The 12,395-nt window shown below is 56.5% G+C and carries 16 protein-coding genes and 1 tRNA gene; 8 read left to right on the top strand and 9 right to left on the bottom strand.

The window, feature by feature from the left end; all coding sequences use genetic code 11:
- Positions 1-4 precede the first annotated feature (4 nt).
- Positions 5-499: a c-type cytochrome gene (locus tag QMG27_RS00875; protein WP_281812207.1), complete on the bottom strand. Its 495-nt coding sequence runs from the start codon at positions 497-499 to the stop codon at positions 5-7.
- Positions 500-573: 74 nt separating this feature from the next.
- On the opposite strand from QMG27_RS00875, the gene QMG27_RS00880 reads away from it, so the two are divergent.
- Positions 574-649 (top strand) — tRNA-Arg (locus QMG27_RS00880).
- A 6-nt stretch (positions 650-655) separates the two neighbouring features.
- Here the strand turns inward: QMG27_RS00880 and rsmI are convergent.
- Positions 656-1,573 (bottom strand): 16S rRNA (cytidine(1402)-2'-O)-methyltransferase, encoded by a 918-nt coding sequence (gene rsmI, locus QMG27_RS00885; RefSeq protein ID WP_281812209.1) that lies wholly within the window; start codon positions 1,571-1,573, stop codon positions 656-658.
- A 39-nt stretch (positions 1,574-1,612) separates the two neighbouring features.
- Here rsmI and QMG27_RS00890 point away from each other — a divergent pair, with 39 nt between their 5' ends.
- The 3 genes from QMG27_RS00890 to QMG27_RS00900 are packed head-to-tail and all read left to right on the top strand — an operon-like array spanning position 1,613 to position 3,319.
- On the top strand, positions 1,613-1,987 hold the full coding sequence (locus QMG27_RS00890) for a YraN family protein (RefSeq protein ID WP_281812211.1): 375 nt from the start codon (positions 1,613-1,615) through the stop codon (positions 1,985-1,987).
- A gap of 40 nt (positions 1,988-2,027) precedes the next feature.
- Positions 2,028-2,627, top strand: coding sequence for a phosphoheptose isomerase (locus tag QMG27_RS00895; RefSeq protein ID WP_281812213.1), 600 nt, complete (start codon positions 2,028-2,030; stop codon positions 2,625-2,627).
- Complete coding sequence (locus tag QMG27_RS00900) at positions 2,624-3,319, top strand: BON domain-containing protein (protein ID WP_281812215.1); 696 nt, start codon at positions 2,624-2,626, stop codon at positions 3,317-3,319. Before QMG27_RS00895 ends, QMG27_RS00900 begins: the two co-directional genes overlap by 4 nt.
- Before the next feature lie 57 nt (positions 3,320-3,376).
- On the opposite strand, the gene QMG27_RS00905 is transcribed toward QMG27_RS00900, so the two are convergent.
- The gene (locus QMG27_RS00905) at positions 3,377-4,291 is read right to left on the bottom strand and encodes an NAD(P)-dependent oxidoreductase (protein ID WP_281812217.1); all 915 of its coding nucleotides are present in this window, start codon (positions 4,289-4,291) and stop codon (positions 3,377-3,379) included.
- A 107-nt stretch (positions 4,292-4,398) separates the two neighbouring features.
- Between QMG27_RS00905 and QMG27_RS00910 the strand changes: the two genes are divergently transcribed.
- The 3 genes from QMG27_RS00910 (at position 4,399) to QMG27_RS00920 (ending at position 6,184) form a co-directional block, all read left to right on the top strand.
- Positions 4,399-5,115 carry a YggS family pyridoxal phosphate-dependent enzyme gene (locus QMG27_RS00910; protein ID WP_281812219.1) on the top strand — a complete coding sequence of 239 codons (717 nt, stop codon included), beginning with the start codon at positions 4,399-4,401 and terminating at the stop codon, positions 5,113-5,115.
- Between the two features lie 89 nt (positions 5,116-5,204).
- Positions 5,205-5,720, top strand: coding sequence for a hypothetical protein (locus tag QMG27_RS00915; protein WP_281812221.1), 516 nt, complete (start codon positions 5,205-5,207; stop codon positions 5,718-5,720).
- A gap of 11 nt (positions 5,721-5,731) precedes the next feature.
- On the top strand, positions 5,732-6,184 hold the full coding sequence (locus QMG27_RS00920; protein ID WP_281812223.1) for a nucleotidyltransferase: 453 nt from the start codon (positions 5,732-5,734) through the stop codon (positions 6,182-6,184).
- Here QMG27_RS00920 and QMG27_RS00925 read toward each other — a convergent pair.
- The 5 genes from QMG27_RS00925 to QMG27_RS00945 all read right to left on the bottom strand — a co-directional run bounded on the left by QMG27_RS00925 (position 6,181) and on the right by QMG27_RS00945 (position 10,979).
- Positions 6,181-7,683 carry an FAD-linked oxidase C-terminal domain-containing protein gene (locus tag QMG27_RS00925; RefSeq protein ID WP_281812224.1) on the bottom strand — a complete coding sequence of 501 codons (1,503 nt, stop codon included), beginning with the start codon at positions 7,681-7,683 and terminating at the stop codon, positions 6,181-6,183. The genes QMG27_RS00920 and QMG27_RS00925 overlap by 4 nt on opposite strands.
- A 68-nt stretch (positions 7,684-7,751) precedes the next feature.
- Complete coding sequence (locus QMG27_RS00930) at positions 7,752-8,627, bottom strand: LysR substrate-binding domain-containing protein (RefSeq protein WP_281812226.1); 876 nt, start codon at positions 8,625-8,627, stop codon at positions 7,752-7,754.
- A 6-nt stretch (positions 8,628-8,633) separates the two neighbouring features.
- Entirely contained in the window at positions 8,634-9,479 is an 846-nt protein-coding gene (gene purU / locus QMG27_RS00935) for a formyltetrahydrofolate deformylase (protein ID WP_281812228.1), read from the bottom strand.
- A gap of 73 nt (positions 9,480-9,552) precedes the next feature.
- Positions 9,553-9,831: a DUF3567 domain-containing protein gene (locus QMG27_RS00940; protein WP_281814694.1), complete on the bottom strand. Its 279-nt coding sequence runs from the start codon at positions 9,829-9,831 to the stop codon at positions 9,553-9,555.
- A gap of 59 nt (positions 9,832-9,890) precedes the next feature.
- Positions 9,891-10,979, bottom strand: coding sequence for a DUF3108 domain-containing protein (locus QMG27_RS00945; protein WP_281812230.1), 1,089 nt, complete (start codon positions 10,977-10,979; stop codon positions 9,891-9,893).
- Between the two features lie 11 nt (positions 10,980-10,990).
- Here QMG27_RS00945 and QMG27_RS00950 point away from each other — a divergent pair, with 11 nt between their 5' ends.
- A complete protein-coding gene (locus QMG27_RS00950; RefSeq protein WP_281812232.1) occupies positions 10,991-11,950 on the top strand; it encodes a fumarylacetoacetate hydrolase family protein in 960 nt (319 codons plus the stop codon).
- Between the two features lie 65 nt (positions 11,951-12,015).
- On the opposite strand, the gene QMG27_RS00955 is transcribed toward QMG27_RS00950, so the two are convergent.
- The gene (locus QMG27_RS00955) at positions 12,016-12,387 is read right to left on the bottom strand and encodes a hypothetical protein (protein WP_281812234.1); all 372 of its coding nucleotides are present in this window, start codon (positions 12,385-12,387) and stop codon (positions 12,016-12,018) included.
- Positions 12,388-12,395: the final 8 nt, after the last annotated feature.

Genomic DNA, 12,395 nt, shown 5'->3' on the forward strand with positions numbered 1-12,395 from the left:
GTGCTTATTTCGCTTCGGGCTTTTTCGGTTCAGCAAACTTAGCACCGGCAGCGTTCGCCATATAGGCAACACCGCGGCCCACTTCGTAGTCTTCAAAGTTGCCGCCGCCCTGTGGGCCCATATTGCCTTTGCCCTTGAGTGCAGAAGTCATCAACGCATCAAAGCCTTTCGCAATGCGTGGACCCCAAGCAGCCGCATCGCCAAATTTAGGAGAGCCTGCAGCTCCCGTGGCATGGCAAGTCGAGCATTGAGCTTTGAACACTTCTTCGCCAGAACGTGCAGCACGGTTGGCATCCTTAATTTCAACTGCGCCCACCTTTTGAATACGAGCCTCAACAGCTTCGTTGGGGTTTGAGGTGGTGACGACTTGAGGACGGAAAGAGGCGGCAATGTAAGCAACCAAGCCAACAACTACCAACACGGGCAAGACAAATGTCTTCATCGTGGACGAGAAAACTTGTGAAGTTGAGTGCGATTGATCGTGGTTGTCGTGGCTCATTTTTAAATCCTGTGGACTATCTCTAAAACTGCGGAAATTATAGCGGCGCCCCTACAATCAACAGCTGACAAAGTGCGGCTGTAGCTCAGTGGATAGAGTATTGGCCTCCGAAGCCAAGGGTCGTGGGTTCGATCCCCGCCAGCCGCACCACATGTGTCAATCAGAAGTTGCTTGCTTTAACGCCAGCGCACGGTCATACAGTGCATTTTTTGCCTCACCGCTGATTTCAGCCGCGACCTTCACTGCGGTCTTGAGTGGCAACTCTTGCATCAAAATTTTCAGCAAACGGTCGTTGTCAGATCCTGCTGCAAGCACTTGAGGTTGCGCGTGTACCACCAAAGCAAATTCGCCGCGCGTACGCTGAGGATGGCCCTGTAACCAAGTGCTCAGGTCTTGTGCGGCAACTGTGGCAATTTCTTCAAACTGCTTTGTTAGCTCACGCCCAATCGTGACGTGCCGCGCACCCAAAGCCCCCAGCGCAGTGGCGAGGGCCTCAATGCGGTGTGGGGCCTCAAGTAGCACTTGCGTGCGTGGCTCTTGACTCACTACTTCAACAGCATGGCTGCGCTCAGTGGCCTTTGATGGCAAGAAGCCAACAAACACAAAGCCCGACGAGTCTGGGGCTGGCGTGCCAGAAGCACTCAGCAGTGATGTCACGCTGCTGGCGCCAGGCAAAGGAATCACCCGCAAACCGGCGCTTTGAACTTGCCAGGCTAAACGTGCGCCCGGGTCACTCACGGCGGGGGTGCCAGCATCGCTCACGTAAGCCACGCGCTGCCCTGCATGCAAACGACGAATCACCTCTTGCGCCGCCTCTGCTTCGTTGTGCTGGTGCACAGCCAGCCAGTGAGAAGCTTGTTTGTCGATGCCGTAGGCGCGCAGCAAAGTTTGTGAGTGGCGCGTGTCCTCGCAAGCCAGTGTGTCGCAAAGACTCAGCACATGCAGCGCACGCAAGCTGATGTCGGCCAAATTGCCAATAGGCGTGGCCACCACATAAAGCGTACCTGTGGGATGGTTCTGGGCGGCTGTGGCGGCGTGTGCGGCCGACAAAGCAGTGTCAAAGTTGGTGTTCATCAAGGAGGTGCTGTGAACAAACCCGATGGCCATAAGCAAATGCATACGCAATTGCTAATTACCACCAAGCAAAAGGGGGATGCAGCCGAAGACCGCGCGTTGCACTATTTACAAACCCAAGGTTTGAAACTCGTACAACGCAATTATCGGACGCCTGGTCGGGGCGGTGGAGAGATAGATTTGATCATGCAAGCCAGCGATGGCACCTTGGTGTTCGTCGAAGTCAGGAAACGCGCCAGCAGCGAGCACGGCGGAGCCGTAGCCAGCGTGACACAGTCCAAGCGACGGCGAATCGTGTTTGCAGCTCGCCACTACCTGTTGAAACTGCGACACATACCCCCATGTCGGTTTGATGTCGTGGCGCTCCAAGGTGAAGGGCTAGAGTGGCTCAAAGCCGCATTTGACGCAGATTGAGCAAAGCGCATCACGCAGTCACAAAAGGTATCATTGAGCCATGCTTGAGCAACGTATTGAACAACACTTCATCGACTCAGCCGACCTGAAATATCAGGCCGCGCAAGTCCTGTCCAAACCCATCGCGGCGGCCGTGTCAGCGGTGCTCGCCAGCGTCACCAGTGGTGGCAAAGTGCTGGCGTGTGGCAATGGGGGCTCTGCCGCCGATGCACAACACTTTGCCGCTGAGTTTGTGGGGCGATTTGAGCGTGAACGTCCAGAGCTGGGCGCCATTGCACTCACCACGGATAGCTCCATCCTCACGGCTGTGGCCAACGATTACAGCTACGAACAAATTTTTGCCAAACAAGTCCGCGCTTTGGGGCAGTCGGGCGATGTGCTGTTGGCCATCACCACCAGCGGCAGCTCTCCCAATGTGTTGGCAGCAATTCAAGCGGCCCATGAACGTGACATGACCGTGGTGGCTCTCACCGGCAAAGGCGGCGGCAAGATGAACCAAGCCTTGCGCGAAACCGATGTTCATATTTGCGTGCCGCACGACCGTACCGCACGAATTCAAGAAGTCCACTTGCTCGCCATCCATTGCATTTGCGATGGTGTCGATGCGCAATTGTTGGGTGACACAGAGGGTAAAGAATGAAATTGTTGAACAAATCAACTGCATCGTTGTTGTCCACATTGGTCATGTGTTTAGGCCTTGCCTCGTGCGCCGCACCTTTGATGTTTGGTGGCGTTATCGGTGGAGCCATGGTGGCTAGCGACCGTCGCTCGACAGGCATCCAAGTCGAAGACGAAGGCATTGAGCAACGCAGCGCGACGGCCATTCGCGAAAACTTTGGCAGCAAAGAGCATGTCAGCATCACCAGCTACAACCGTCAGGTGTTGATCACAGGTCAAGTGTCGAACGACACGGTGCGTCGCCAAGTTGAATCATTGATCGGCCGTGTAGAAAACGTACGCGCCGTGGTGAATGAGTTGACCATTGGTCCAGCCTCAACTGCTGGTGATCGCGCGAGCGATGCCTTACTGGTCGCCAAAGTGAAAGCCTCCATGGTGGACACGGAAGATGTCTTTGCCAACATCTTCAAAGTGGTGGGTGAGCGCGGCACGATTTACCTGATGGGGCGAGTCACACAACGTGAGTCACAGCGCGCGACAGACGTCGTGCGAGGTGTGAGCGGTGTCAAGCGTGTGGTGCGCGTGTTTGAATACATCACAGAAGATGAATTGCGCGCCATGCAACCCAAACGCAGCAGCACTTCACAGTCGGTCGATCTCAATGCGCCCAAACCAACGACCTCGCAACAACCCGTTGTCACGCCCATCAAATAAGCGGTACGACGGTCATAAAAAAAGCCCCGCATGCGGGGCTTTTTGCTGCGCGCTTGCTTAGCGTAAACGCTTGATCAGGCTAGATGTGTCCCAACGGTTGCCGCCCATCTTTTGCACGTCACCGTAGAACTGATCAACCATTTGTGTCACGGGCAGTACGGCGCCGTTGCGCTTGGCTTCGTCAAAGACGAGGCCCAAATCTTTGCGCATCCAGTCCACGGCAAAGCCAAAGTCAAATTTGTCGGCCACCATGGTCTTGCCACGGTTGTCCATTTGCCAGCTTTGCGCGGCGCCTTTGCCAATCACGTCGAGCACAAGGTTCATGTCGAGGCCTGCTTTTTGGCCGAAGGCAATTGCTTCGCTCAGGCCTTGCACCAAGCCAGCGATACAGATTTGGTTCACCATCTTGGTTAGCTGACCAGCGCCTGGCTCGCCCATCAAGGTGAAGGCGCGAGAGAAAGCCATGGCGACAGGTTTGACGCGTTCGAATACGAGCGCATCGCCACCGCACATCACAGTGAGCATGCCGTTTTGTGCGCCACCTTGACCGCCTGACACGGGGGCGTCGATGAAATGAATGCCGAGGTTTTTAGCCGCTGTGTAGATCTCTCGGGCCACATCAGCAGAGGCCGTGGTGTGGTCCACCAACACCGTGCCTGGTTCCATGCCTGCCAGCATGCCGTCAGCACCAAACACCACCGAGCGCAAATCGTCGTCATTGCCCACGCAGCAAAACACAATGCTGGCGCCTTTGGCGGCTTCGCGTGGGGTCAGTGCGCTCTTGGGGGCTTTGCTGTTGGCAAACTCTTTCACCCAAGCTTCGGCCTTGGCGGGGGAGCGGTTGTACACCGTCACCGCATGGCCTGCGATGGCCAAGTGGCCGGCCATGGGGTAGCCCATCACGCCCATGCCGATGAAGGCAACGTGGGCAGAAGCGGCGGGTTCGTAGGTTTTGGCGTTGATGCTAGACATGTGTGTGTACCAGTAGAGGGTTGAACTGCGCTGCATCATAGGGGTAGACCAACGCCCACACATGTCACACAGGTAACCCGTGCGCGCCTTGTTAAAGTAGCCCCAACATGAGCAATTCAGACCACGTCTTACGTGACAACCTTCACACGGTTCAAGCGCGCATCACAGCAGCTTGCGCAGCCAGTGGCCGCGGGGCTGACAGCGTGCAGTTGTTAGCCGTGTCCAAAACCTTCGGTGCAGACGATGTACGCCAAGTCGCCGCCTGCGGTCAACGTGACTTTGGCGAAAACTACATCCAAGAAGGCGTGGACAAAATCACCGCCTTGCAAGCTGTTCAGCCCGCATTGGTCTGGCACTGCATTGGCCCCATCCAAAGCAACAAAACCAAACTGGTGGCCGAGCACTTTGACTGGGCGCACACGGTGGACCGTTTGAAGATTGCGCAGCGGTTGAGCGACCAACGCCCCGCACACCTAGCGCCGCTCAACGTGTGCCTGCAAGTCAACATCGACGGTGGCGAAACCAAATCAGGCATTGCCCCTACGGATGTGTTGGTGCTGGCCACCGAAGTAGCCAAGCTGCCTCGCTTGGTGTTGCGGGGCCTGATGACCATCCCCGACCCCGTGGAAGGCTTTGAGGCGCAAGTGGCGGTGCATGCCAAAGCACGCGCCTTGTTTGACAAGGTGAAAGCCGCATTGAACTTGCCCCAGTTCGACACTCTGTCGATGGGCATGACGGGCGACCTAGAAGCCGCCGTGAAGGCGGGCAGCACGATGGTGCGGGTGGGGACGGCGATATTTGGTGGGCGCAATTACAGCAAATAGTGAATTCTTTTGTATGTAAAAATAAGGTTTGTTCAGTGTTGTTCCACAGGCAAACATAGCTGCCGACAATAAATTTATTGGAGTTTTATATGGGTAAAGCGGTTTCACTTTTCTTTGTCTCAATAGCTTTGTTTCTAACGGGATGTGCTTCTTCAAAAGTCTCATCTCTTCCGGTTTCAAATCAAGCAAAGCACACGGTAAAAGTAATTGCCTTTGCTCCGGGTGGAGGCCTGTTAGCAGACTCCGTTGGCGTTGAGTTGTCGAACCGTGGTTTTACCGTCATTGATGCCTCAACGACATCAAGCATGATGGTTCGCCTTAATTTGAATGAAATCGAAATTGCACGTCCAGAAGGCTTGGCTAAATTTAAAAACCAAGGTATCGATGCAATTTTGACTGTGCGTGGAGGTGGAGGTTATGACGAATTGCCGCAAAGTGCTAGCGCCAGAATGAACAGCACGCACAATGGACAAGTCTTAGCAGGCGTAACTTGGCAAAACGGCTTTGGTGGTGCTGCAGGTTCACCTGCAGACAGGCTTATGCGAAAAGGGCTAGCTGAGGCGGCCGCTGAAATTGCAACTGCTCTGGCAGAGAGAGTTAAGTAAAAGCACTGGAGATGCTTTGTTTAAATGCTGTTGAGTTATATTTCATTAAGGACTTGCTCAAACATAACGTCCGATTTTTGATAGTTGGTGGGCATGCTGTGATTTATTACGGACATGTTCGCGTCACTAAAGACTTAGATCTTCTGATTGATACTAGCAGCAGAAATATCCATCAATTACGTCTCGCATTCGCTGCTATGGGCATTGAGCTTGATGACAAGCAAGTCAAACGAATGGGCGCTCCGAAGGCAATCATTCCAATTCATTCGTTTCGCATCGAGTTGCTGACTTCTATAGACGGCATTTCATTCAGTGAGGCATACAGCAAGGCTCTCTTTCTTATGAAAGAGGGCATGAAAATACCTATGATTTCTTTTCCGCACTTGCTGGAGTCAAAGAGAGCGGCCAATCGTGAAAGAGATCTAGAAGACGTCAAGACTCTTCTAGAAATAAACCGAGCTTAAAACCTCGGCAAATCCGGATGCTTAATCTGCCCCGCACGCACCAACATCTTGCCGTATTCGGCGCAGCGGTGCAGGGTGGGGATGACCTTGCCGGGGTTGAGTAGCCCCTTGCTGTCAAAGGCGCGCTTCACGCCAAACATCTGTTCGTTTTCTTCGGCGCTGAACTGCACGCACATGCTGTTCACCTTCTCGATGCCCACGCCGTGCTCGCCCGTGACCGTGCCGCCCATGGCCACGCTGGTTTCCAAAATGTCTGCGCCAAACTGTTCGCAGCGGTGCATTTGGTCGGGGTCGTTTGCATCAAACAGAATCAGTGGGTGCAAGTTGCCATCGCCTGCGTGGAACACGTTCAAGCAGCGCAGCTGGTATTTCTTTTCCATCTCTTGAATGGCTTGCAAAATGTCGGCCAAACGCTTGCGCGGGATGGTGCTGTCCATGCACATGTAGTCGGGGCTGATGCGGCCCGAAGCGGGGAACGCGTTTTTGCGGCCGCTCCAAAACTTCATGCGTTGCGCTTCGTCACGGCTCACGGTGATGGCGGTTGCGCCGCAGCCGCGCAGCACTTCGCTCATGCGGCCAATTTCTTCTTCCACTTCTTCGGGCGTGCCGTCGCTCTCGCACAGCAAAATTGCGGCGGCGCTCAGGTCGTAGTCGGCGTGCACAAAGTCTTCCACGGCGGCGGTCATGGGGCCATCCATCATTTCTAAGCCGGCCGGGATGATGCCTGCGGCAATCACCGCTGCCACGGCATCACCCGCTTTGCGCACATCGTCAAAGCTGGCCATGATGCAGCGTGCCAGTTGTGGCTTGGGTACGAGCTTGACGGTCACTTCGGTCGTCACGGCCAACATGCCTTCGCTGCCCACCACCACGGGCAATAGGTCGAGGCCCGGTGTGTCGAGTGCATCGCTGCCAAACTCAATCGGCTCGCCTTCGATGGTGAAGCCCTTCACCTTGAGCACGTTGTGCACGGTGAGGCCGTATTTCAAACAATGCACGCCACCCGAGTTCTCGGCCACGTTGCCACCGATGGTGCAAGCAATTTGGCTGGATGGATCTGGTGCGTAGTACAGCCCGTATTGCGACACCGCTTCGCTGATGGCGAGGTTGCGCACACCGCACTGCACCACCGCAGTTCGGGCGACGGGGTCGATGTTGAGGATTTGGTTGAACTTGGCCAATGACAGCGTCACGCCCATGGTGTGCGGCATCGCGCCACCCGACAAGCCCGTGCCTGCGCCTCGTGCGACCACGGGCACATCGAGTGCGTAACAGGTCTTGAGCACGGCTTGCACTTGGTCCACGGTCTCGGGCAATGCCACGCACATGGGGCGAGCGCGGTAAGCGGTGAGGCCGTCGCACTCGTAAGGCACGGTGTCCTCGGTGGTGTAGAGCAGGGCGTGCTGGGGCAGCACTTGCAGCAGGGCTTGCACGACTTGCGCTTGGCGCTCGGCGCGAGCCAAGGTGGTTTGCTGGTCGGAGGTGAGTGGTGCGTTCATGCGCCTCACTTTAAGGCAAAACGCAAGATAGACGTGTGAAGAAAGTTACACCCGCGCGTGAAGCCAATTTAAGGGACGGCTTTTTTTAGCCAATCCGCAAACGCCGCACATTCCCAGCGGTCCATCGCTCCCGTGCGCCAACACAGGTAATGCCCATGCGGGCTAGGCACTTGGCGCGGGAAGATGCGCACCAGCGTGCCGTTTTCTAGCCACGGTGCGCCTAGCTTCAAACGCACCAAGCCCACGCCCAAGCCCTGCGCTGCGGCGTCGCACATCAGGCCGATGTCGTTGAAGCTGCTGCCATCAATCGGCTCGGGCCAGTCTTGGTCGTGCGCGGCAAACCAAGTGCGCCAGGGCTCCAAGGGGCTGCGCAACAAAGTGGCATCTGCCAAGTCGTCGGGGGTTTCAAACGGGCCGTGCTCCCGGATGTAGGCGGGTGAGGCCAGCGGCGTCACGTCGTCTTTCATGATGCACACGTGTTCCACGTCGGCATAGCGGCCTGTGCCAAAGCGGATGGTCAGGTCGGCGTCTTCTGCCACCACATCCAAGAGTGGAATGCTCACTTGTAGCGTGATGTCAATCTCGGGGTACGCATCGGCAAACTGGCGCAAACGCGGCATCAGGATGGAGCGTGCAAAGGTGGGTGTCACGGCCAAGCGCAGTTTGCGTTTGCCTGGCGTAGCGCTGCCGTCTTTGCCGGGGAAGCGCTCCAAAATGGCCAAGCCCTCGCGTACGTGGGCCAAGTACTCGCTGCCTTCGGTGGTGAGCGAAAAATCGGCACGACCAAAGAGCTTGACGCCCAGCAACTGTTCAAGCTGCTTGACGCGGTGGCTCACCGCGCTGGGGGTCACGCATTGCTCTTCAGCAGCTTGGGTGACCGAGCGCAACCGCGCCAACGCCTCAAACGTGAGCAAGCACTGAATGGGCGGGATGCGGCTGGTCATGCGTTGTTATTTGAAGATGACGGTCTTGTGGCCGTTCAGCAGCACGCGGTGTTCGCTGTGCCACTTGACGGCGCGGGCCAGCACTTGGCTTTCGGTGTCGCGACCTTGAGCGGTCAGGTCTTCCACGGTTTTGCTGTGGTCCACACGGGCCACGTCTTGCTCAATGATTGGGCCTTCGTCCAAATCGGCAGTCACGTAGTGGGCGGTAGCGCCAATCAGTTTCACGCCACGGTCATGCGCTTGGTAATACGGCTTTGCACCCTTAAAGCTGGGCAAAAAGCTGTGGTGAATGTTGATGGCGCGTCCAGACAATTTTTTGCACAAGTCGTCGCTCAAGATTTGCATATAGCGGGCCAACACCACCAGCTCGGCGCCTTCGGCTTCGATCACTTCATAGGCTTTGGCTTCGGCTTGTGCCTTGGTCGCTGCAGTGACGGGAATGTGATGGAACGGCACGTTGTAGCTGGCGGCCAGTTGGTAGAACTCGCGGTGGTTGCTCACGATGGCACGAATGTCCACGGGTAGCAGGCCGCTTTTCCAGCGGAATAGCAAGTCGTTCAGGCAGTGGCCTTCTTTGCTCACCATCAACACGGTGCGCATGGGCTGGGTGGTGTCGTGCAACGACCATTTCATGTCAAAGTCCGCTGCAAAGGCGCTGAGCTGTGTGCGTAACTCGTCTTGTTGCACAGCGTCGCAGGCAAACTGCACGCGCATGAAGAACAGACCGGTGTCGTGGTCGTTGTACTGGGCGGCTTCTTCGATGTTGCCTTTGCGTTCCAGCAAAAAGCCAGACACGGCGTGCACGATGCCCTGGCGGTCAGGGCAAGACAAATTCAGGATGTATGCAGTCATGGGCGCAATTGTAGGTAGGTGTGGGCATGAAAAAGGGCGCTTGACGCGCCCTGGTGTCGTGTGGGGAGCAGGTTCAGTGCACCACGACTGGGTTTTGAGCCAGCTCGGCGTAGCCTGCCAAGGTGTCTTCCACTTCTTCTTGGGTGGGGGCGTTTTCTTGCCAAGCGCGCAAATGGGCTTGGAACTGCTCGGCCCATGAGCCTTCCAGGTAAATCTCTTTACCTGAACGCTTGTCCACGATCTCAAAGCCGTGGCGGGCCAAGGCGGGCACGTCGGGGCGGACTGGCGTGACGGCATCATCCACCTGCAGGTGCATGACCGAGAACGTGTCGGAGTTGTAGAGCATGTCCATGGGGATCTTTCGGCGGAAAACGAATTGCATCTAAGCATATCGGATTCAAAAGCCCAAATTCAAGGGGCGGGTTTTTCGGCTTTGCTTAAAAGTTGGTCCACAAAGTCGCCGTTGGCATTGGTGATGCGTAAACGCACGGGCAAATAGCCCAAAGTCGGGGCGAACCACAGCTCAATTTGCTGATCAAACTCGCGGCGGGGTTTGCGGTTGAGTTTGATGGCGTTGATGTCACCAAACGGCAACTGCAGCAATTCTTCTTTTTCCACCAAAAATTGCCACACTTCGGCCTCGCGCTGGGACACCGTTTGAAAAGACAGCATGGTGCCCGCCGGAAAACGGGTGGGGTCGGCAGCCAGCAAACTGCTGAGTTGAAGCACCACGCTCAATCGGTCTTGTGCGCCTTTGAGCAGTGTGGCGTCGGGTGAGTTGGCGCTGAAGCTGATGATGCCCTTGTCGCGTTGAAAGTGCGCGGCCAGTTCGCTGCGCGTTTTGTCACCAAAACGCGTAGGCATGATGCCTTCGGCCCCGAGCGTGCCTTTGCTCACTTGCACACGCGAGCCCAATAAAAATGCACTGACCTCTAAGCGAGCTTCGTAGTCTTTGCCGTCTTGTTGCCAGTTCAGCTCGGCAGACGCCCAGTAGTTCAGCCCTTTGGCTTGCCCGTTGACTTGGTATTTCAGCTTGGCTGACTCAGGAGCTTTGAAGGCGGACACATCGGTCAAGCCTTCGCTGCCTGCGCGTTTGTAGGGCGGCAAGTCCACGCCCGAGGCGCTGCGTGCGGGCAGGCCGATGGGGGCTGCAAGGTCATGGCCAAAGTCATCAAACTTCAATGGCTTGGCGCTGTCGCTCGGGTCTGCACTGGCTTCGGCGGTGGGCGCAGGTGTTGGTTTAGGCTTTGCCGGGGCTGGTTGAACAGGCGCTGGCACTTGCGGCGCACGAGGTGCTGCCACTTCAATCTGACGCGTGATGAGCGCTTGCGTGCGCAAAGGCTTGCCCGCATCGGGTGAGAACCACAGCGGCATGCCCGACAGCACCCACACATGCAGCATCAACACGCCCACCACCAACAGCACCGCGTGTTTGCGTTGCAAATGGGGCAGTTGGGCAGGCAAGGCAGTGGCGCGCATGGCGGGTTGGCGTTCTTTCATAGAATCGTGGCATGAAATTAGCCACATACAAAGACGGTACACGCGATGGACAACTGGTGGTCGTGTCGCGCGACTTGAGCACCGCGCATTATGCGACGGGCATTGCGACTCGCATGCAGCAAGCGTTGGATGACTGGGGCTTCATTGCCCCTCAGCTGCAAGACTTGTATGAAACCCTCAACAACGGCAAAGCACGCCACGCTTTTCCGTTTGATCCTGCTCTGTGCATGGCACCGTTGCCCCGTGCCTACCAGCGTTTAACGGGCGCTGCCTATGCCAACCATGCGACGTTGTTGGGCGATGCCGAAGGTGGCTTGGTCGTGCACCAAGCGTCCAGCGATCATTTGCTGGGGGCGCATGACCATGTGGTGTGTGCCAATGAAAATTTAGGCGTTGATTTCTCCGCTGAAATGGTGGTCATCACCGATGACGTGCCTGCTGGCGCTTCGGCTGATGCGGCTTTGGAAGAAGTGCGTTTGGTCATGCTGTCCAATGCCACCACCCTGCGCCAAGTGGCTGCGGATGTGCAAAACCAGCCTGCCGTGGCCTTTAGCCCCGTGGCCGTCACCTTAGACGAACTGGGAGACGCATGGGACAACGGCACCGTGCACCTCACCGTGCAAGTGGCGTGGAATGGTCGCAAGGTGGGCATGTGCGATGCGGGCACTGACATGACCTACACCTTTGGTCAGCTCTTGTCACACGCCTGCAAAACCCGCGCTTTGCGCGCTGGCACCCTGGTGAGCAGCGGCACCATCAGCAATGCAGGCTTTGAGAAAAACGGCCAAACCGAATGGCCCAAGGGCTACAGCTGTATTGCCGAAAAACGCGCCATGGAAACTGCGCGTGACGGTCAAGCTAGCACCGAGTACATGAGGTTCGCCGACACCGTGCGCATCGAAGCCAAGGGCAAAGATGGCCAAAGCGTGTTTGGTGCGATTGAGCAAGAGCTGGCGCCTTTAAGCGCTTAAACGCTGCACGCTCAAACAAAAAGCCCGCTTGAACAGCGGGCTTTTTCGTAGGCGTTGGTCGACGCTTATTTCAAATGCGAGGGGTCTGCGCCCATGGCATCAAACTTCTTGAAGTACTGGCGGGCCATGGCCACCACTTGTGCATCAGTGGGGTGGTCGCTGGCCACGCTGTCGACCACGTTCACATGGGCGTGGTGTTGTTTGCACCAGTCGCGAAACTCGTCGCGTGCTTTACCTGGTCCAGTCACCAACACTTCATGCGTGCCTTCTAAGGCTTTGGCAATGTCCGCATACAAATGCGCTGTTTCGTTGGGCTTGCCTTGGTGCTTGTGGTGTGTGCGTGATTTGACGCGTTGGCTTTCAACATGCTCACGGTCAAACATCAGCACGTGGGCTTCGTGGTGGTCCATCCAAACAACGGCGTGAAAAGTGCTCATCTGTTTTT

The sequence above is a fragment of the Limnohabitans sp. MORI2 genome (assembly GCF_027925025.1).
In the GTDB taxonomy this organism is placed as follows: domain Bacteria; phylum Pseudomonadota; class Gammaproteobacteria; order Burkholderiales; family Burkholderiaceae_C; genus Limnohabitans.

Bases quoted from the DNA above. Each gene is read 5' to 3' on its own strand.
- QMG27_RS00875 (WP_281812207.1), bottom strand. From the start codon at position 499: ATGAGCCACGACAACCACGATCAATCGCACTCAACTTCACAAGTTTTC.
- rsmI (WP_281812209.1), bottom strand. From the start codon at position 1,573: ATGAACACCAACTTTGACACTGCTTTGTCGGCCGCACACGCCGCCACA.
- QMG27_RS00890 (WP_281812211.1), top strand. From the start codon at position 1,613: ATGCATACGCAATTGCTAATTACCACCAAGCAAAAGGGGGATGCAGCC.
- QMG27_RS00895 (WP_281812213.1), top strand. From the start codon at position 2,028: ATGCTTGAGCAACGTATTGAACAACACTTCATCGACTCAGCCGACCTG.
- QMG27_RS00900 (WP_281812215.1), top strand. From the start codon at position 2,624: ATGAAATTGTTGAACAAATCAACTGCATCGTTGTTGTCCACATTGGTC.
- QMG27_RS00905 (WP_281812217.1), bottom strand. From the start codon at position 4,291: ATGTCTAGCATCAACGCCAAAACCTACGAACCCGCCGCTTCTGCCCAC.
- QMG27_RS00910 (WP_281812219.1), top strand. From the start codon at position 4,399: ATGAGCAATTCAGACCACGTCTTACGTGACAACCTTCACACGGTTCAA.
- QMG27_RS00915 (WP_281812221.1), top strand. From the start codon at position 5,205: ATGGGTAAAGCGGTTTCACTTTTCTTTGTCTCAATAGCTTTGTTTCTA.
- QMG27_RS00920 (WP_281812223.1), top strand. From the start codon at position 5,732: ATGCTTTGTTTAAATGCTGTTGAGTTATATTTCATTAAGGACTTGCTC.
- QMG27_RS00925 (WP_281812224.1), bottom strand. From the start codon at position 7,683: ATGAACGCACCACTCACCTCCGACCAGCAAACCACCTTGGCTCGCGCC.
- QMG27_RS00930 (WP_281812226.1), bottom strand. From the start codon at position 8,627: ATGACCAGCCGCATCCCGCCCATTCAGTGCTTGCTCACGTTTGAGGCG.
- purU (WP_281812228.1), bottom strand. From the start codon at position 9,479: ATGACTGCATACATCCTGAATTTGTCTTGCCCTGACCGCCAGGGCATC.
- QMG27_RS00940 (WP_281814694.1), bottom strand. From the start codon at position 9,831: ATGGACATGCTCTACAACTCCGACACGTTCTCGGTCATGCACCTGCAG.
- QMG27_RS00945 (WP_281812230.1), bottom strand. From the start codon at position 10,979: ATGAAAGAACGCCAACCCGCCATGCGCGCCACTGCCTTGCCTGCCCAA.
- QMG27_RS00950 (WP_281812232.1), top strand. From the start codon at position 10,991: ATGAAATTAGCCACATACAAAGACGGTACACGCGATGGACAACTGGTG.
- QMG27_RS00955 (WP_281812234.1), bottom strand. From the start codon at position 12,387: ATGAGCACTTTTCACGCCGTTGTTTGGATGGACCACCACGAAGCCCAC.